The sequence below is a fragment of the Rhodococcus sp. IEGM 1306 genome (assembly GCF_036541985.1).
GTDB classification, from domain to species: domain Bacteria; phylum Actinomycetota; class Actinomycetes; order Mycobacteriales; family Mycobacteriaceae; genus Rhodococcus_F; species Rhodococcus_F qingshengii.
This window is the reverse complement of record NZ_JAZHFF010000026.1, coordinates 1-17200: the sequence shown is the minus strand read 5'-3', so window position 1 is coordinate 17200 and position 17200 is coordinate 1. Positions and strand designations below refer to the sequence as shown.

The following is a 17200-nucleotide window of genomic DNA, read 5'->3' as shown; positions in this document are numbered from 1 at the left end:
CCCACGGACTACGAACAGTCACTGACCGCGACCTCGATGGCCGCGTGACCACTGTCCACTTTTCGGGGTGAACCTCATATCCACCTCCAGGTGAATCGTCTGTTTCATCTTCCGAACAGGACCCGACCATCCAGAAGAGTAGAAGCATTCCTAGCACCACTACAACGACCTTGCCCATGGCCTATCCCCCTCTTTAAATGAACGATTCTCACCACGAAGTCGTAGGGCATCGTGAAATCGTTACATCTCGGACAAAGCACGGTGGATGAGCTACTTACCGCCAACTCCAGGGTTCGGCACCACTGGCAGTTCCCTCGCTCGATCACGTGCCGACTGCCGCGCAGCCTTCAGAGTTGGAAAGAAACTGTTGTGCGCGTTGGCATCCAAGTTAAGAGGAACGTCCAGACTGGAGATGAGCTGGTGCTCCAACACCCAAGGCTCGGGGTTCAGAACCCACGAGACCAACGCGTTCTCAGCCATCCACTCGGACAGCACCTTCTCGCCTGCAACGAACGTCAGCCGTTTGCCTGAACCAACCAGACGTAGCTCGATCCCCAGACGATCGGACAACAAGCACCCAAGAGTCAGCCGCAACGTCGAACCGGCGGCATTGCCTGTGTAGTGAGTCTTGATGCGTGTACGAATGCTCTGTTTGCTGGGCGCTTTCCCGTTAGAGGGAGGTGCTGATGGACTGATCCCCGTGTATAGCAAGGTCAGCCCGTCCTTCTTCGCACACCCTGACGTGTTGATGTCGGCGGGCAACTCACGGAACCACCAGCCGTAAACACCAGGAGTGGCCGGCACGGGGCACGGACTCGTTAGAACCTGAGCACGAGTGTGCGGAGATGCTGCCAGGTAAGAGGCGCTTTCATCCACGGTGGCGTCAGTGGTGGGGATCAGGTTCATAGCGAGGATGTTCGCATAGTGGTCTGACAGTGAAGGACGGTCGGTCGGATCTGCTTAAATCAGCGGATGTCAAAATCAGAGCTCTTACGCTGGTCTCTCAGAACGCTCGCAATCATAACTGTCGCCGGTCTGTCGGGTTTCACCGTCGACCGGATCATCAACGCCACCTGGAATACTGATTCTTGGGATTTCAACCAGTGGGGAAACGTAGGTACCTGGGTCGCAGGGATTGGTACTTTTGCAGCCGTGGTAGTAGCAGTATTGCAGACCCAGCGCGCCAACCTCCAGGCCCGCGCGGCCGAGAAGCGCGCCGACGATATGCAAGATGCTTTAGAGAAATCTCGGATAAGAGTGGAAGAAATTGACGCAGTCAGTGAGATATGCCGTGCCGCTGACCTGTTCATAAACTCAGTCAGACGCTATTACGATGTAACTGGTGCTTTGAGCATGGCACCAGAGAACCATGATACTTTGCTAACGGTCATCTCTGTTCAAGCCGATATGGCCGACCGAGTAAGTGAAGCATTCCGGACAATCAATCTGGCCGCGATCAGCCTCGAAACTGAACTTCTCATTGAGGAGTACCTCGCAATGACGAGCGCGCTCCAGGCAATCAAGGATGACGTAGCCCTTCTCCCACCATCAGATGCAAGCTCTCTACAGATCAAAGACCTAATCAATGAGTCGTCCGCGACAATTAGCATGGCCAAAGATAATTTCTTTCATGCTGCACGGAAAACTCATGCGACCACAAATATCTATCCAATCTTGGCTCGAATGCAGAAAGAGGCCGACGATCTCCGAGAAAAACATGAGCGCGCTGATGCGATGGCGAAGCCAACCAATCCCACAACTCCCCCGCGCCCCGAATCAGCAGCAAGTGAAGAGTCCGTAGGCGGACCTGCTTAGATCTACCAATGACCGCGAAAGCCGTTGAACCGGCCACTGACCCCGAGACCACAGAGGTCGAGGAAACCCCAAAGGTCGAGCCTGCCACACCCGAAGTTGACGCTCCCGTTCAAAAGCCCCGCCTGCTCGACTGCAAGCTGCACGTCCCGTGGATCGATCTACAAATCCCCTACTGGTGCATCTGGCTTGCGGCGCTTCTCCTTGGAGTATTGCTCGGTTGGTCGTTCTCTGACGGATGGGGCGCAACCCAGTGGGGACCACTGGCTGCGTGGTTTGGCGGAATTTTAACCGCAATTGCCGTAAGTGTGTCGCTTTGGCAGGCTTCCACTGCGAAGCAGAAGTCGATCAAAGACGAGGCTGATGCTGCCAACCGACTCATAGACGAGCGGCAGCGACAGCAAGAAGAGACCGCTGCGACAGAGAAACGTCATCAAGCCGAGCTGGAAAGGGCAGACAACCGACTCATCGCACAGTTCGATGAACAACGGCGCATGGAACAAATCGGCGCCGTTAAATCTCTATGTAACTCGATGAATGAAATCTTTAATTCGACATGGTCTGAGATGTCGCGTTCTCGCGCTTATGCAGATGTCGAAAGAACACCACAATTGATCGAGCGGTCACGGATCGAACGACAGTCGTGGGTACGCACGATCAATAACTCGTCTCAAGATGCCGCCCTATCTCTCATTGGCCTATACGATCAACAGCTCATATCCACAGCTGACCAGGCTCTCCACTCAGTTGAAACGCTACGACGCGAAATCACAGGTCCATCTGACGAACGGATCGACTGGAATGCGGTGCTCCCTATACTGGAATCGATAACGGGACACCAAAAGGTAATCAGGAGCCTTGCGACAGTGAAGCTACAACCTGCCTACCATTCTTACATAATCACCAAGGCACATAAACAAGCGGAAGCTGCAGATAGTCAGGCTAGCTCGCAGGACAAATAAGCCAATCCCACAACTCGCCCGCATCCCGAATTGCCACCCGCTGACCATCCGGCGTTGCGATCGCATACTCCTCAGCTTTGCGTCCCCAATCAGGACCATCGTAAATCCACCAGTTAATGTAGCCGTATTCATCGTTTAGCTCGTCGGCAAGGATCGCAAGCAGGTTGTCGTTGAGTGGTGTCACGTAAGCAAAGCCGTTGTTGTTCGCACTGGTACCGATCGGGTATGACAGTTGGTCGATGGCAGCGCCGATCCGATCGTCGTCGGATCGCTGACGTTGGATTGCATCGAGTATTGCGATGAAGGTAGATCGTGTGATCATTTGCCAACCTCCCGCGTGCCATTATCTTTTCTTTCGGTCACTTCATGTCACCTCCTTTGTTCATTAACCCTGACTCCCTACTACTTGAGGGGAGAGACATCGCAGGTGCAAAAGGTGGACGAATAAGTAAACGAGGAAAGAAGGAGGTGAAGGATGAGCAAATTTAGGATCGGCGATCAGATCGTAGGAAACAAACGGGCGAACTCATACGGGATAACTAAAGAAGGATGAAGGGGCGTTGTTACTAGCGTCACAGATCGCAGGTTTTCAGCTCAGGCGCTGGACGGTGGGACTGACTTCTCGTCCCTCGAACACGACGACTTTGACCTAATAACTAACGGAGAACTACCAATGAAACGACGAACATTCAAACTAACCAAAGAACTACCCGAACTCACCAAAGGCGCACTCGTACAAGAGAAGTGTGACGACGGAGACCAGGACTACACAGTCCTCGACCAGAGCTTCATCAAGTACGAAGACGAGCATGGACGCAAGACCGTCACCTACCCCCGCGAAGCGGTAGAAGACGAGCCGAACTACTTCGTCGAGGTGTTCGCCGTAGAACCTGCCTACGTGACGCAAGATGAGCTGGATCAGTTCGAGGCATTCAAGATCAGCGCGAAGAAGCCGGCCAAACGCACTGCCAAGGCCCCTATGAAGAAGCCTGCAGGACGACCACGAAAGACCCCTGTCACGCGGGCTAAGAAGGCAACCAAGGTCGCGTAATGGGAGTCCCGACTCGTATCAACAATCGCGAGTTCGTGATCACCTTCATCAACAGCGAGAGCGCAGAGGACGTGGCGAAGGCCATGAACCTGACGAAGCAACAGGTCTCGATGAAGGCGGTGTACCTGCGCAAACTAGGCGTGCGTCTGCCGAAGTTCACGTACCGAGGGATAGACCGTCGGCTCGAAATCGCCCAGCTCAACTCGCTCATCGAGAAGCACAAGAAGGCGAACAAGTGACCCAGGAACTTCAACTCGGTTTACAGATCGAGAGTGAATCTCAGCCCAACCGTCAGCCGAAACGCACCAAGTCGGGAGACCTCCGTGCTACTGACCTCAAGGCGATCCAGTGGTACACGATCAACAACGGATACAAGCCCGCAGCGACCAGCGCGGTCCCGCACATCCACTTCACCACACAGTCCGGAGAAGACGTGACAGTCCATCTTGGAGACATCCTCGATCAGTACGACGAGTTCAAGCGCACCACTCACGGGAAGCGCAAGGCCGCAGCGTGACGGGACACTTCATCCATCATCCGCAGTGCAGATCAACTATCAGAAAACAACCAAGAGACACCGAAGGAGGTGATATGACAGCAACGAGATTTCAACCAGGACAGAAGGTTCGGCTTAAGAAAGGCGTTTGGTTTATCGAAAGAGCGATCGCAAGGCCGAACGCCGACCAAGAATGGCTCGTCACGAGCGTCGCGATGTCATTCGATCAGCTAGGCAACCTCGCGAAACAGACTGTCACGGTCAAACGTGATGGGTGTGCTGAAGAATTTGATTCCTCGCAGCTCGTCCTAGCTGAGAAAGGTCTCGACAACCTCGAAGTTGGCGACATCATTGTGGATACAGACGGCGACGAGGCCAAGGTTCTAGCGGTGCTTGGGGATGTCTTTTTGAGAAGCGGTTGGTCCGACTTCGATGGCACAGCCGACTGGTTGACCGTTTCCGAAGCGAAGAGTGCCGGCTGGACAGTCAAACAAGACACCCCAACTGAAGAGATCACTGAACTCTCCATAGCCGAACTAGAGAAGAAGCTCGACCTCATAGCTGGCACGTTGCGCGTGAAGCAAGACTAGGCCGAGACGTTCACGAGCCAGGCGAGGATCGTCCAGATGATGCCAAGCACCCCACCGGCCGCCACCAGTCCACAGATCGCCGCCAAGGTAGTCCACCCTCGGTAGAACATGGCCCACATTCCGACCGCGAAGAACATTGCCGTGAACAAAACAGTCCATACAAAGTCACCAAAGCTCATCGGAAGACCGTACACACCAATCACCAGCAACCACCAAGAGGAGGCATATGCCAAGAGTCATCGCCTATGTGCGAGTCAGTACCAACAAGCAAGACGTAGAGAACCAACTCAGCGGCATACGCATCTTTGCCGATCGCGAACGTATCGAGATCACTGAGACTGTCGGCGAGACGATCAGTGGCTACAAGAGCACCCTCACCGAACGAAAGCTAAGCGAAGTACTCGAAGGGCTTGAACGCGGCGACATACTCGTCGTGAGCGAGAGCAGTCGTATCTCGCGTCGGCTATTGGACGTACAGAACACGATCCATGACCTACTCGATCGTGGCATCGGTGTCGTCGCGGTCAAGGAGAACATCGTCTTCAAGGACGACATCAACTCCAAGGTGCTCGCGTTCGCGTTCGGACTGTCCGCTGAGATCGAGCGCAATCTCATCTCGGCACGAACACGGGAAGCGTTGGCACGCAAGAAAGCCGAAGGCATGATCCTTGGCCGGCCAGTTGGTTCGGGCAAGGTCGAAAACCTCAAGCTCTACGGCAAAGACGAGCAGATCCTCGAACTTCAGCTCAAGCGAGTCTCCAAGTCCGCAATCGCCCGCATGTTTGACGTGAACCGAGAAACATTGAATCGCTACATCAAACGTCAAAATTTGGACCGAGAATTGCTATGGAGACGCCACAACAAAACCACCAATTAGTAGATATATGCAAGATCTGCTGGACGTGGTTGCGACATCAAATCGCAGCGAAAGTCAATGGGAAACTTGTCCACAGGTAGCAGCACATTGAAATAGAAAATCGTCAAGTGAACAACTTTTCTCTTGACAAACCGCTGGCATTGCTGGCCGTCGAGCGTAACTAACCATCCAAGCGAAATCGCGATGTTAGTTGCTAAACACCCGCTCGTCGTCCAGCTGTGTCAGCGAGTACACAACTTAATAAGGAGAACCAATTTTATGTCCAACCGTTATTCATCATCAAGCAGTTCATCAAGCAGCGGAGGCATCGGCTTCGTCGGTCTGCTCACCATCGTCTTCATCACCCTCAAGCTACTGAACGTGATCAATTGGTCCTGGTGGTGGGTGGTTTCACCGATCTGGATCACAGCGTCGCTCGTCATAATCACGGTCGTACTTGGGTTCATCGGATACTGGATCTATAGGGCGCTCAGGAGGAACAAGTAGATGGAACGCTTCCCCTCCCCCGAAGAACCCGAACGCTACAAGATCAACACCGCCCAAGAGGAAGCACTACGCAAGCTCTGCCATCGCTACGGGGTCGAGTACCGAGCTGACGACTACTACGTCTACCCACCGGATGCAGCAATGTGTCCAGGGTATGCCGAGGGTTGGGTTGGCGGCTACGTAGATGGTGAGTCGCGGCTGTACGTCGGGGTGTCACCAGATGGGCGGGTCAACTCATGAACGCTCAGGCAAAAACTGCAATCGACAAACTGAAGATCATCGGCGAGATAACTCAGAACCAGGAGCTCAAACAGACGATAAAGGTCATGGTCGAGCTGGTCGGAGCACAAAGTGCTGGTGGCGAAGAGCTTGGATTTTCTTCTCGGAGTACCGAATCATGACCTCCACCAAAGACACTCATACAGCCAAGATCCTCAAACTGCTCAAGGCCAAGGGCAAGGTCAGCAACCTTGAACTCCGCAAAGTTGCGTGGCGCTACCCAGCTCGCGTCCTCGATCTGAAGCACGAAGGTCACCTGATCCGCAGTGTCCACGACAAAGGACCGCTGTGGTTCTACATCTATGACGGGCACCAGGATGACGGAGTGGTGGCATGACCGACTACCTCGAGTTCACCACCATAAACACCCCTTCAATCGAGCGTCGGAAGCTGGACGTTGGCGACATTTTCATCAACCAGGTACGGCACACCAAGTGCGGGTGGATCATCCGTAGCAAGAACCGACACGACTGGGTTACCTGCAAGTGCGGCGAACTCAGCCTGGATGGCGGCAGCTGGTACCAGGCAATGAACGGGGACATCACGAATGCAGAGAACCACGCCGTGATGTACAACGAGCTTCACGGGGCAGCAGCATGAATCTCCCCTACTTGATCCCCGCACTCAAGCTAGCCGGCCGATGGATCGCGATGTTCCTGGTAATCGCCGTGATCATCGTTGGAACCCTGTACCTGTCGCTGTTCATCGTTCCAGTGCTGATCTGGCACACTTAGGGACTGGTCGGATTGGTACTGTTCCGGCATGGCAGACAGTGCAGTAGACACGGGCAAGTTGAAGATCTTCATCAGTTGGTCAGGAAAGTTGTCCGAAGAGGTCGCCAAGGTCTGGCATAGCCTCTTAACTGAGATGTTCGACAACGTCAGTCCGTTCATGTCTGAGAAGGACATTGAAGCAGGAACGCGTGGCCTCCCTACGATCGCCAACGAGCTGCACGGCTCAAAGTTTGGCATCGTCGTCGTAACTCAGGAGAACCTTCACTCACAGTGGTTGAACTATGAGACTGGTGCATTATCGAAGGACATCAACGACCCCGATCTTCGAGTAGCACCAACATTAGTCGACTTCAAGAGCAAGGCTGACGCCACCGGCCCGATCAGCCAGTTTCAAGCAACTCTGCTGAACCATGATGGTGTCAAGACCATCCTTGAACAGGTGGGGCAAGTGGTCGATGTCGATCCTGCGACTGTAGACAAGCGATTTGAACGCGCATGGCTCGCCGAATTCGAAGAATTGTTCGAGGTAGCGAAATCTCCCTATGCATCGTCCGGCAACAAAGCTCGTCGCCATGCCCCTGACAAGCTTGATGAAGTCCTGACTACCGTCAGGGAGATCCAACGCCAAGGCGCCAATGCAATAGAGGACGCGAAGAGACTCGAACGCGCCGCCGTCATCAAGAATGCAGTTCTCCAACTGGTTAATGCCAAGGATTTCCCGGCAAGAAGAATACTCGGCTTGAACAGTGAGGACGAAGGCATCACATTTGTGATCGACGACGACACAGATTTCGACGATAATAGTCTGCGAGATTTTCTCGAAATTATCGACGCAATCGACGGAAAACATCCGTCTGCATACATAAGTGAAACTGAATACGATCAAATGACCATGAACTGATTGATCCATAAGGAGGTGATATGAATGAAAAGCTAAACCAACCCAACCCTAAACATTGGTCAGATGAACAACTCATCGACCACGAAATAGCGAGCGCCACATCAGAAGAACGCTCAATTGGAGACGCTGGCGCACGCGTGATCGCCTCGCAGTGGCATGGCGGTCAGGCGAGCGCCCTCTACAGTCTCACCAGTACTGGAGCGATCGATCTCCCCCAGGTAGTCGCTGAGATCAACGAGTCTTGGGCCAACGCCGACACCGACTACAACCGCGAACACCTCGAAGCCCTTGGCGCGTACGTCATGGCTCGTGAGTCACATGATCCCGTCGAAGGATGGTCGAAGCAGTGGCTCACTCCCCCAGATGAGCCAACTGAACAAAACGACTACTGCCCCGCCTGTCGCGCTCACATATCCGCACCTCACTCCGTGGGTTGCCCACTCGGTGAAGAAGATCCCGAGCTACTTGAACGGGTTGACCAGGCTGTCACAGCTAAGGGAATCGCAGTCGCCCACTGGCTTGAGTACGTCGGCTTCAGGAACAGCGAAGAGCTAGAAGCGGCGATCAACATGTTCGAGGACCACTACCTGGGTCACTTCGAGAGCATCGAGGCGTACGCAGCCAACTACTTGATCGAGAGCGGACTCGAAGCTCAGCTGGATCAATTGAGGCAGTACCTACCCGAAGACATGAGACAGCACGCCAAGTGGGATGAGGCAGGTATCGCGCACGACTTCGCCTTGAACACCATCCACTCCGTTGAAGACGATGACGGCCATCTGTACCTGTTCACCAAGTAGCGAGTTATCCACAACCGCAACGCATTTCGTGACATTTCACTATTGCAAAAGAAGACGGTTTGGCTCATAGTTATTCGCAGAGGGGAACACCAAAGCAATGAATACAGAACGTGAAATCGTGAACATCAATCTCGAGTACGAGCACGCCGATGACACACCGTTTCTACGGTTGATCGGCCAGTACAAGACGAAGCGCCGAGCACGTGAGGCTCGCAAAGACAAGGAGGGAATATCGTCCCGCTCACAGTCTTTCATCTCACGAAAGCGTTCACTGCGATAGTGAGACCCAGAAGGTAGCAAGGTTGCCCGCAAAACTCCGTCTCGAACGGTAAGGCCGTGTCTGATCAGGACGGCAACCAAGCACCACACTTAGCCGCACAGCGAGGGCGGCGGAGATGCACCTTTACAGAACAGTTCATGCAGTTAAATGGGCGCATCAAAAAAGAATTAGAGCATTGAATTGCGATTTTTTACAACTACCTGGTGCGTTCTGATGTGCATACAAGTGGCGGAATAGGTAGACGCATATCCAAGGCCCGTAAGCTTATGGGGAGAGAAGCGTAAACCGCAGTCTTACGGCGTTGACTCATGCAGGGTGACTATACGAGTAGGTACGGACAACTGTCTCTAAGGTTTCGACCGACCAGGCAGCCGTCTCGTCAAATCAGTAATCCGTCTAGAACGGTACCTGCCTTGTATGCACAACATGGACTATGTAAGGCGTACGATGCTGGTAGTAAATCTTATTCTATGAAAAGGATTAAGGAGTATCTTTATTCCAAAATACGACTTCAAAATAGAATAAGGGCATTTGGGGGCAGCGTATAGGCGTGTGTACAGGAAGCCGTGAGGTGAGGTTATACATGTTAAGAAACCACTGTGCAAATATCAAATAGGTGAAAATCCTTACGCTCCACCAATTGCCTTGCTACCAGCACCATACGCCTTACATAGACCAACTGCTAGTAGTAAGAAGACCCATACTAGTCCGAGGTCGCCAGCATCCGTAGGCGTTAGTCTGGCTTACTACTAGCAGCCATTTAACCGCATGAACCACTTCCACTTCCCGGCATATTCATCGTGTGCTGGGAAGTGGGCGCATGAACCCACAGCTCGTGCGCTCCACTGGTCAGGGGTTAGGTGAGAGGGTCGCGCCGATCAATAAGGCGCAAGTGAAGCTTTCGAGTAACTCTCCTTTCAAGCCCAGCTCACCCCCTGACCCCAAGTCGCTGATCTCTGCACCTGGATCAGCACTTCGTACCTGTCACGAGTTCCCACATCTGTACCGCTTCAAAGTTTGCCCTCCAGCTTCTCTGAAGTACCACCAGTGGAACGTAATCCGCACACATTCGGCTAGTACGTGGACTTATGACGGGTATCTAGTTGCTCCATCGAGGTTCTGTTGAAGCCCACCCTCAACAGGACACTTGATTACTCGATGGCGCAACCAGATCGACTGTCACACAACTAAATAACGACTAAACAAGGAATCATCCATGGCACACAACGGACCTGAATCACTGCCAAACCAACCGTGCATCGACCATCTAGCCGACACGGTGGATCTACGCGCAGACATCGCCAAGCTCGCACTCATTCTCGCGTTCGAGGACACATTTAACGAGGTAGACGAGCGACTGATTACACGGGAAGAAGCTCTAGTCCGCATGGAGGCATTGGCCCCTCACATCTTGCATGGTGCTTACCGGGGAGGTGCCGCATGAACGGACAACCAATCAAGCCAATTGCATTGCGACTGACAGATCATTCGATGGCCGAGCGCGTACAAGACCTATCTGTTCAGCACGGATTGTCCCTCAATATGACGGTGAACATGCTGCTTGGTTACGCATTCAACAAGGTCGATGAGGAGGGCAAGGAGTTCACTCCAGTAGTGGGGTTCGAGTCCAAAGATGGGGCAACATCATGAGCGAGCACTTCCCTACCACCAGTCCCGATGAACCAACTGGACCATCCCGCCTAGAAACCGAGATCGCTGCCAAGTTCGCAGGTATCCCGAACGCTCAACTCATCCGCAAGATGGAGCACGCCCAAGACTTCGGCTACGACGATGAAGAGTTCGAACTTAACCGACGACTGAAGCTTGGTGGCCTCGCATGGCGATGGAGCGGGGACTTCTACCGGCCAACGGTTGAGGTGTACAAGCCGGAGGTTGGTGATGGCGAATAGACGCAAAGACCGCCTAGTTCCAGCAGGCTTCATGCGCTACGAAGGAGAGTACGACAAGGCCTTCTACACCATCATCACCTTCAACGGGGTGCGGTATGAACACATCTGGCCGAACGGCGGCACGTTCAACGTGGGAAGCAAAAGACTATGCCGCACAGATATTTTCGCAATAAGGAAGGAAGTGATATGAGTGAACTACACACAGCAGAAACAGCAGCAGAACAACTAGGCATCCCCCGCGAAGCCTTTTACGAGGATCAGTCACCTGACGCCCTGATCGAGTTGAGAGCGAACCTTCTACTTGAAGCGCAGCGCAACATTGATGCAGCGTACGAGATCACAAACGTACTCGTAGCCTTCGAGATCGAGCCGAAATCACGTAAGAAACGCGTACGGGTGGTCGAGTAATGACGCTAGCCAAGCTGCAGCCACAACCGCACTTGTTGACTCTGAACGGGATGATCCAGCATGGATACGTTGAACCTCGCGTTCTTGCAGCGATCGTTCAGAGGATCGTTGACCTGTCTGGTGACGAACACCTGAAAGCACTCGTCGAGAAGGACATGTCATGAGCGTGTCGAGCGAAAAGGGCAAGTCTCTCGAAGAACACATTGCCAAGACTCTCCGTAAGAAGCTAGGCGCAAGAGTCCAGCGGGACAAGCGAAGTGGTGCAGGCTCGCATCAGAAGATGGACCTGACCGACTGGCATATGGACACGCCGTTCGACATCGAAGCGAAGAACCACAAGACCATCGCGATCAAAAAGTGGATGCGGCAGACGAAGGCTGGCACTAGTCCTGGCCGAATCCCCACACTCGTCTTCGATGCAGATGATGACGTACTCGCCTGTATCCCGTTCGATGACTTGGTTAATCTTGCAGTTCAGATCCGAGACCTCACTGCCGAGATCGATGATCTGAGATCTCCGATCCCCGCAAGTCGACTCACCTACCTTGGTGACCAGAACGACCACGGTAGTAAAGAACTCGTGGTGGTGCCGAACCCGTCAAACGCCTTGTCCGAACTGACAAAGCGCATCGCTATATCCGGTGTAGCCACTTGCCGCAATGGTCACATCGTCTCGCCTGGCTCTAACCGTTGTCTCGACAAGCACTGTGCCTTCAGTTCGACCTACAAGAAGCCCAAGGTCAAGAAGTAGCGCCCGATCGCGGGGCCACCTCCGTAGTCAGCCGACTGCAGAAGCACCCCACGATCGGAGCAGGTCATGAAGAAGATCCGTTGCATAGTGATCCCGGCAGACCTCGAAGTAGAGGTCGATACATTGGAGTTTTTCGAAGGCGATTTATCAGCCATGCAGGGACTCGTAGGAGGTCTCGTCCAGGCCGTCGATCTTGAACAGCAGAAGGCAACTCTGTGGTTCAACGAGAGCGGCAAGATTGAGCACCTCCCGAAGAACCAGCGTGCCACGATGGAGTTGTGGTCGAGCGATAGTCGTTGGCGTTTCCAGGACTTCGTCGCAGGCAATGCGTTCATCACCGGTTTGTCCGATGAAGACGGAGAGACCACCTCAGTGCCACAGGAGCTTGTAGATCTGATGCTCAGCACTGCGAAGTACCGAGCGGAAGTCACCACACTTAACGACGAAGACTCATGGAGCGGAAACAACTTGGTTTTCGACAACTACTGGGATGCTTCGCACAGCGTTCTGGAGCTGGCTTCACGGTGGCAACTCGTCAAAGAGGTGCGCATCGTCGCCGCTTAAGATCGTGGGATCAGCCCGTCGATATCGACGGGCTTTTCTCATTCGTAAACGTAATTTAGTACAGCAAATTCACGGTGCAGCTGCATCGCAAGTTGATCGCGTACATAGGCCGCCTCATGCGCTGATCCGTAGTTTCCACAACGAATAAGGGTGCCAGAGCAGGTTATATAAGCCTGCCATTTACCATTCGGGAGCTCCCGCACCCCTTTGAGTCCAGACTTTGAATTTCTGTAAATAGATTTGTTGGTTGCATTATTTGCTTTTGTTACCGCCCTAAGGTTCTCGCGTCGATTATCAAGAGGGTTTCGGTTTTCATGGTCCGGAAGAAGCGGATGATAGTCCCCTACCATCCTTTGTAGCACTAGCTGATGAAGAAACATGCTATCTCTATTCCTCACATACCCATCTGGAGTCGAACTCCATGCAATCCTCGAAGCCGGCTCGAAGTCTTCGATAGATACCATGGCATGTTGCCCACCAGCTAGAACGATAATCCTATGGTCATCGGGCTGCTTCACTTTCGGTCGACCAGCGAGGATTGTGGCAGTCTGAAGCAGCCCCTTACACTTCCGAGAGCACGTCTGTCGGCTGGCCGCATGACTCGGCGGAAGCATCTTCTCGTGTCCACAAACCCTACATTTAGTTGCAACTGGCATAGAAACCTCCTTCCCGAAATGGAGGCCACGCTTTATAATGAAGACACGGCCCCGAACTACTACTTTGGGGTTTTATTGTTATCTTTCCATTATGGCAGGTATATCAGAAATTGAAAGCTCCTCGCTTCACCGAGACGAATCTCAAGGTGAAACGAGGAGCGTATTTAGTTGTGTAGATGAGACAGGGAGTCAGTCCACGTTCGGGCGATACCCCTTACGTCGACCACGAAGCTGATCGAATGTCGTCAACTTCTCCGCAGGAACCAACTTCGCGAACTCGACAGCAGTGGCGAACACGTCCTGCGAAGTCCCATTTGCAAACCGAAGTTCGAGACTCACGAGGTTTCCCACTGTCTTGAGCGCCTTCAGCTCTTCCTGCGACGCGTCGAACTGACGAGCCTCTTCGTGCTCGGGATGTCGAACGACGACGTTGACCACCTGGTCATCATCGAGCTCAATACCCGTAAGGTCAGATACGCGAACGCTTCTGAAACCCATTGCTCTCACCAACTTTCAAACTAGATGCGACACAACGACTTTTGCCATTGCGATACTTCTAGTTAGACATAGTTGAACCTTTAAGTAAATAGGGAAATGTGAGACAATAGAGGTACATGAAAGACGGATTTGATCTCGCTACCTACCTCGCGAAATCCACACAGGCTAGTGGGGTTCCATTAACCGTCCGTCACGCCACGGCAGTCAACGCGATCACCCGACTACTCGCATCTCAGTAGCGACCAATTGTCCTATCCACACTTCAAATCGTCCAGCGCCGAGCCTGATGCAGCTACAGTCACGACATGAGCGAACCTCTATCACTGCCGGACTATGTCGAGCTCACCAAGCCACCGCGCGACTCGCTGCACGCAAGGGCGCTCGAGGCTTCACGCGTGGCCCATATGGTCAACAGCCTACCGCAGTTCATTGAGGACTCTGCCCTGCCGATTGTGGTACGTCAGGCATGCGTCGAAACCTTCTTCACCCACGTGCGATCGCTTATCGAGTTCCTGGAAATTCGGGAGGCCAAACAACCAAATAAGGATGACTTCTTTGCGAAGTCGATCGTCCCCGATTGGAATCCAGTCATTGACAATGATTTACGTACCAAACTCAACAAGTGCTGGAAAGAGGCGAGTAAGCATGTGGCTCATTTGAGCAAGAAACGAGCTACAACTTGGACCGATGTGACGGAAGCCTCCTTGCAGCTGATTGCCGACGACGTACTGACCGTGTGGGACCAATACACAGAGGCCGCCGCGCCAAATCTGTTCGCACGTAGACGTTCGGACCTGCACCCTTTCTGGGCCAGCGAGTACCCCACAACCCCAACCACCTAGGCCGCGTCGATGGCCTTTGCATACCCAAGCGCTGAATTAACTAGTTCCGCGAAGCCAAAGTAGAAGTGGCTCAACTGAATCATGGATACAACGCACGCATGCTTGTTGAAGTTAACGTTGTAAATATCATCTGTCAGGCTCGCCAAGTGCTCACGCCGCTCGCCCCAATGCAGGCTGTCGCCGTAATTGTATGTCTGGATGATCTCATCAGGGACGATCCCCATGAAAGACTTCGGTGCGTCAGCCGGAGCATCCTTCTGGAGATCCTCACAGATCATGGTCGCAACCATCTTTTCCATCAGCCGCGCTCGCGCTTTCTTCCAGCTCTTCAGAACTGCACGAACCTCGGTCGCCTCTGCCTCACCAAGGCCACCAGCCGCCTTACTCAGCACATTCCACGTCTTGACGAAGCTCGCGTTCTCCTTATGGTTCTGAATCTGACGAAAGGTCGCCGAGAAACCTGCGAAGGCCTCGTGACTGGGTAGATCTGACTCGATGTTCCAGCCATCAGTGGTGGTTGACGTCAATTTCATCCTGCCGCTGCCGCTCAGTATCGAATACCCAGCAAGGCTCTTGCACATCCCGTAATACCTGTCCGCAACCGCTAAATCCGGAGCGTCTAGATGGTCCCGCAAGCTTGAGAAAGTCGCCGGATCATCGAGCCCGAACAGGTAGGTAAGGCGTTGCCAGTGGTATCCAAAACCTTTCGGTTCGCTGGCAAACTCTTGCATCGGCGCAGGAAACTTGAGCGTCACCGGAAGGATAGTGTCTTCGAGCGGACGCAAGTTCACCCCGAGGGTGTGTTTCGTATAGTTCGACTGAGTACTGGTGACCTTGTAGACAAAGCACAGCGGAGGTCGTCTGACCACAATGAACTTGTCTTCGCTGGACGGAACGGTTGGGCTAAGCCTTTCCTCGACAACGTCGACACGCGCAATCCGTTTGGCTGGTCGGTTCGTGCTACGTCGTCCCGGCTTCCTGCCCACCATGTACCTCCGTATTGATCACCACACCAATGTCTGATTTATCTTAGGTACGCCCACCGACAACATCCGCAACGGCACATCACCGCGACAGTAGAAACCCCGTTCGGTGCGCCTGGCGGCCGACGAACAGAAACGCCCAGTCAAACTGGATACGAAGAACCTAGTGCGGGCCAGGCTTCCAGAGCTGACAAATAGGAATGCGCACTACTCTGACAGTGCTTTTGGGTCTTCCTCACCATCTAGTCCATCCGGCAGCGTGTCCTTATCCGGGTGCTCTTTGTCCCAGTCCTTCCATTCGAGTCGCGTAGTCAATGCCCCTCTGATTCTCCCTGGTCGTTTCGACTCCACAGGCACGCCCATGAAGGGTCGCTTCCACGCCACGCTGTTCGCATCCATGAAGGTCAGGTTGATATCGACTTCCTCTGCGGCGATATGTGAGTCATCAGGAAGGTGCAGCACGTAGCGGATGTCCGTGTCGGGAAGGATCGTGCATGTGATGTCGTCCTCGACCTGGAGCTTCTTGGACGCAATCACCTTCTTCTGCGGCCTGAACCAGCGATCGAAAAACGACAGTCGCTGTCGTGCGGTACCTCTCGTCATCTCGATCGCGATTCGCGCGTCAGTTACAAGAGCCGACGAGTAGTTGTGGACACTCCCGCGAATCGTCACGAGCGGCATAATGTCGCCATCTTCACCGAGGGAACTCGTGTAGTAGTTGGTGAAGACGACCAAGGACGCCTGCTCGCGGCGCTTGTCCTTCTGGTTGATCCGCATGATCTTGAACCCAAGAAACAGCGAACCACCCGTCAGTATCGACCCGAACCATTGGCCGGCTGTCCCCCACACCGACGCATGGAACGGGTACTGCCATAGGTCACCCAACCAATTCACTGAATGATTGTGCCCCGGAACCCATGTCCGTTTGAGTAGGCGCGCCCGTCCAGCCCTACAGGAATGGCGCGCAAGAAACCCCATACAGTTCGTGTCGCGCCCACCAAGAAGAAGGGCATGGTTAAGCAGGAACCTCGCCCCGCTTTTGTCCCGAAAAATACGTGCGCCGATCAGCGGAGGCGTCGGATATTCCGGAGAACATCGAGGAACGCGTCACCATCGACAGGCACGAGTAGGCAACCCCGCGCAGCGAACCGAACGCGAAATCAAGCCTCACATTGGGTGGTAGTGTTGCGAAACACTTTGGGGTGCTTCGCCATTGACCGACTCGTCGAGGAACAGCACGCCACGATGGGCCCGGCTGACCGCACCAGGACGAGCCATCCCACTACCACCACCCACCAGTGAGCTGACCGACGAACTGTG

Annotated in this window: 28 protein-coding genes and 1 pseudogene; 21 read left to right on the top strand and 8 right to left on the bottom strand. The window is 53.7% G+C overall.

Translation table 11 applies throughout. The annotated features are described in order from the left end of the window. Positions 1 to 270: 270 nt before the first annotated feature. The gene (locus tag V3587_RS30110) at positions 271 to 906 is read right to left on the bottom strand and encodes a GIY-YIG nuclease family protein (protein ID WP_283377663.1); all 636 of its coding nucleotides are present in this window, start codon (positions 904 to 906) and stop codon (positions 271 to 273) included. 66 nt (positions 907 to 972) lie between these two features. On the opposite strand from V3587_RS30110, the gene V3587_RS30105 reads away from it, so the two are divergent. Both V3587_RS30105 and V3587_RS30100 read left to right on the top strand, forming a co-directional pair. Next, positions 973 to 1815 carry a hypothetical protein gene (locus tag V3587_RS30105; RefSeq protein ID WP_283377662.1) on the top strand — a complete coding sequence of 281 codons (843 nt, stop codon included), beginning with the start codon at positions 973 to 975 and terminating at the stop codon, positions 1813 to 1815. A gap of 8 nt (positions 1816 to 1823) precedes the next feature. Beyond that, positions 1824 to 2774 (top strand): hypothetical protein, encoded by a 951-nt coding sequence (locus V3587_RS30100; RefSeq protein WP_283377661.1) that lies wholly within the window; start codon positions 1824 to 1826, stop codon positions 2772 to 2774. Here V3587_RS30100 and V3587_RS30095 read toward each other — a convergent pair. Then, on the bottom strand, positions 2755 to 3096 hold the full coding sequence (locus V3587_RS30095; RefSeq protein WP_283377660.1) for a hypothetical protein: 342 nt from the start codon (positions 3094 to 3096) through the stop codon (positions 2755 to 2757). The genes V3587_RS30100 and V3587_RS30095 overlap by 20 nt on opposite strands. A gap of 351 nt (positions 3097 to 3447) precedes the next feature. Here V3587_RS30095 and V3587_RS30090 point away from each other — a divergent pair, with 351 nt between their 5' ends. From V3587_RS30090 to V3587_RS30075, 4 genes are all read left to right on the top strand, one after another. Beyond that, the gene (locus V3587_RS30090) at positions 3448 to 3825 is read left to right on the top strand and encodes a hypothetical protein (protein ID WP_283377659.1); all 378 of its coding nucleotides are present in this window, start codon (positions 3448 to 3450) and stop codon (positions 3823 to 3825) included. Beyond that, on the top strand, positions 3825 to 4064 hold the full coding sequence (locus V3587_RS30085; RefSeq protein ID WP_283377658.1) for a hypothetical protein: 240 nt from the start codon (positions 3825 to 3827) through the stop codon (positions 4062 to 4064). The genes V3587_RS30090 and V3587_RS30085 overlap by 1 nt, the downstream gene beginning before the upstream one ends. After that, positions 4061 to 4342: a hypothetical protein gene (locus V3587_RS30080; protein WP_283377657.1), complete on the top strand. Its 282-nt coding sequence runs from the start codon at positions 4061 to 4063 to the stop codon at positions 4340 to 4342. The genes V3587_RS30085 and V3587_RS30080 overlap by 4 nt, the downstream gene beginning before the upstream one ends. Before the next feature lie 74 nt (positions 4343 to 4416). Further along, on the top strand, positions 4417 to 4911 hold the full coding sequence (locus tag V3587_RS30075) for a hypothetical protein (protein ID WP_283377656.1): 495 nt from the start codon (positions 4417 to 4419) through the stop codon (positions 4909 to 4911). Here the strand turns inward: V3587_RS30075 and V3587_RS30070 are convergent. Beyond that, a complete protein-coding gene (locus V3587_RS30070) occupies positions 4908 to 5090 on the bottom strand; it encodes a hypothetical protein (protein ID WP_168422033.1) in 183 nt (60 codons plus the stop codon). The two genes, V3587_RS30075 and V3587_RS30070, sit on opposite strands and share 4 nt — an antisense overlap. A gap of 47 nt (positions 5091 to 5137) precedes the next feature. Between V3587_RS30070 and V3587_RS30065 the strand changes: the two genes are divergently transcribed. The 14 genes from V3587_RS30065 (at position 5138) to V3587_RS30000 (ending at position 12901) form a co-directional block, all read left to right on the top strand. Further along, positions 5138 to 5788 carry a recombinase family protein gene (locus V3587_RS30065; RefSeq protein WP_283377655.1) on the top strand — a complete coding sequence of 217 codons (651 nt, stop codon included), beginning with the start codon at positions 5138 to 5140 and terminating at the stop codon, positions 5786 to 5788. 486 nt (positions 5789 to 6274) lie between these two features. Continuing rightward, entirely contained in the window at positions 6275 to 6514 is a 240-nt protein-coding gene (locus V3587_RS30060) for a hypothetical protein (RefSeq protein WP_283377654.1), read from the top strand. Beyond that, on the top strand, positions 6511 to 6675 hold the full coding sequence (locus V3587_RS30055; RefSeq protein WP_283377653.1) for a hypothetical protein: 165 nt from the start codon (positions 6511 to 6513) through the stop codon (positions 6673 to 6675). The genes V3587_RS30060 and V3587_RS30055 overlap by 4 nt, the downstream gene beginning before the upstream one ends. Then, entirely contained in the window at positions 6672 to 6890 is a 219-nt protein-coding gene (locus tag V3587_RS30050; protein ID WP_283377652.1) for a hypothetical protein, read from the top strand. Before V3587_RS30055 ends, V3587_RS30050 begins: the two co-directional genes overlap by 4 nt. Further along, positions 6887 to 7153, top strand: a complete 267-nt coding sequence (locus V3587_RS30045) for a DUF7695 domain-containing protein (protein ID WP_030537808.1) — start codon at positions 6887 to 6889, stop codon at positions 7151 to 7153. Before V3587_RS30050 ends, V3587_RS30045 begins: the two co-directional genes overlap by 4 nt. Further along, positions 7150 to 7287 carry a hypothetical protein gene (locus V3587_RS30040; RefSeq protein ID WP_283377651.1) on the top strand — a complete coding sequence of 46 codons (138 nt, stop codon included), beginning with the start codon at positions 7150 to 7152 and terminating at the stop codon, positions 7285 to 7287. The genes V3587_RS30045 and V3587_RS30040 overlap by 4 nt, the downstream gene beginning before the upstream one ends. Positions 7288 to 7315: 28 nt before the next feature. Continuing rightward, positions 7316 to 8188, top strand: a complete 873-nt coding sequence (locus V3587_RS30035; protein ID WP_283377650.1) for a TIR domain-containing protein — start codon at positions 7316 to 7318, stop codon at positions 8186 to 8188. Positions 8189 to 8208: 20 nt separating this feature from the next. Then, positions 8209 to 8988, top strand: a complete 780-nt coding sequence (locus V3587_RS30030; RefSeq protein WP_283377649.1) for an antirestriction protein ArdA — start codon at positions 8209 to 8211, stop codon at positions 8986 to 8988. A 1496-nt stretch (positions 8989 to 10484) separates the two neighbouring features. Further along, complete coding sequence (locus V3587_RS30025; RefSeq protein WP_073513809.1) at positions 10485 to 10712, top strand: hypothetical protein; 228 nt, start codon at positions 10485 to 10487, stop codon at positions 10710 to 10712. Then, on the top strand, positions 10709 to 10918 hold the full coding sequence (locus tag V3587_RS30020) for a hypothetical protein (RefSeq protein WP_283377648.1): 210 nt from the start codon (positions 10709 to 10711) through the stop codon (positions 10916 to 10918). The genes V3587_RS30025 and V3587_RS30020 overlap by 4 nt, the downstream gene beginning before the upstream one ends. Continuing rightward, positions 10915 to 11178, top strand: a complete 264-nt coding sequence (locus V3587_RS30015; RefSeq protein ID WP_283377647.1) for a hypothetical protein — start codon at positions 10915 to 10917, stop codon at positions 11176 to 11178. Before V3587_RS30020 ends, V3587_RS30015 begins: the two co-directional genes overlap by 4 nt. A gap of 186 nt (positions 11179 to 11364) precedes the next feature. Then, positions 11365 to 11586 carry a hypothetical protein gene (locus V3587_RS30010; protein WP_283377646.1) on the top strand — a complete coding sequence of 74 codons (222 nt, stop codon included), beginning with the start codon at positions 11365 to 11367 and terminating at the stop codon, positions 11584 to 11586. Positions 11587 to 11746: 160 nt separating this feature from the next. Then, positions 11747 to 12337, top strand: a complete 591-nt coding sequence (locus tag V3587_RS30005; RefSeq protein ID WP_283377645.1) for a putative PDDEXK endonuclease — start codon at positions 11747 to 11749, stop codon at positions 12335 to 12337. A gap of 66 nt (positions 12338 to 12403) precedes the next feature. Continuing rightward, entirely contained in the window at positions 12404 to 12901 is a 498-nt protein-coding gene (locus V3587_RS30000; RefSeq protein WP_283377644.1) for a DUF3846 domain-containing protein, read from the top strand. 38 nt (positions 12902 to 12939) lie between these two features. On the opposite strand, the gene V3587_RS30760 is transcribed toward V3587_RS30000, so the two are convergent. Both V3587_RS30760 and V3587_RS29995 read right to left on the bottom strand, forming a co-directional pair. Beyond that, a complete protein-coding gene (locus V3587_RS30760; RefSeq protein WP_411742255.1) occupies positions 12940 to 13281 on the bottom strand; it encodes an HNH endonuclease in 342 nt (113 codons plus the stop codon). 465 nt (positions 13282 to 13746) lie between these two features. Beyond that, positions 13747 to 13995, bottom strand: coding sequence for a hypothetical protein (locus V3587_RS29995; RefSeq protein ID WP_030538114.1), 249 nt, complete (start codon positions 13993 to 13995; stop codon positions 13747 to 13749). 365 nt (positions 13996 to 14360) lie between these two features. Here V3587_RS29995 and V3587_RS29990 point away from each other — a divergent pair, with 365 nt between their 5' ends. After that, entirely contained in the window at positions 14361 to 14897 is a 537-nt protein-coding gene (locus V3587_RS29990) for a hypothetical protein (RefSeq protein WP_283377643.1), read from the top strand. Here V3587_RS29990 and V3587_RS29985 read toward each other — a convergent pair. The 3 genes and pseudogenes from V3587_RS29985 to V3587_RS29975 form a co-directional block, all read right to left on the bottom strand. Then, positions 14894 to 15652: a hypothetical protein gene (locus tag V3587_RS29985; protein ID WP_283377642.1), complete on the bottom strand. Its 759-nt coding sequence runs from the start codon at positions 15650 to 15652 to the stop codon at positions 14894 to 14896. The genes V3587_RS29990 and V3587_RS29985 overlap by 4 nt on opposite strands. Positions 15653 to 16087: 435 nt before the next feature. Then, positions 16088 to 16774, bottom strand: a complete 687-nt coding sequence (locus V3587_RS29980; protein ID WP_283377641.1) for a hypothetical protein — start codon at positions 16772 to 16774, stop codon at positions 16088 to 16090. 327 nt (positions 16775 to 17101) lie between these two features. Then, positions 17102 to 17200: pseudogene (locus V3587_RS29975) on the bottom strand (ATP-binding protein); the annotation flags it as partial.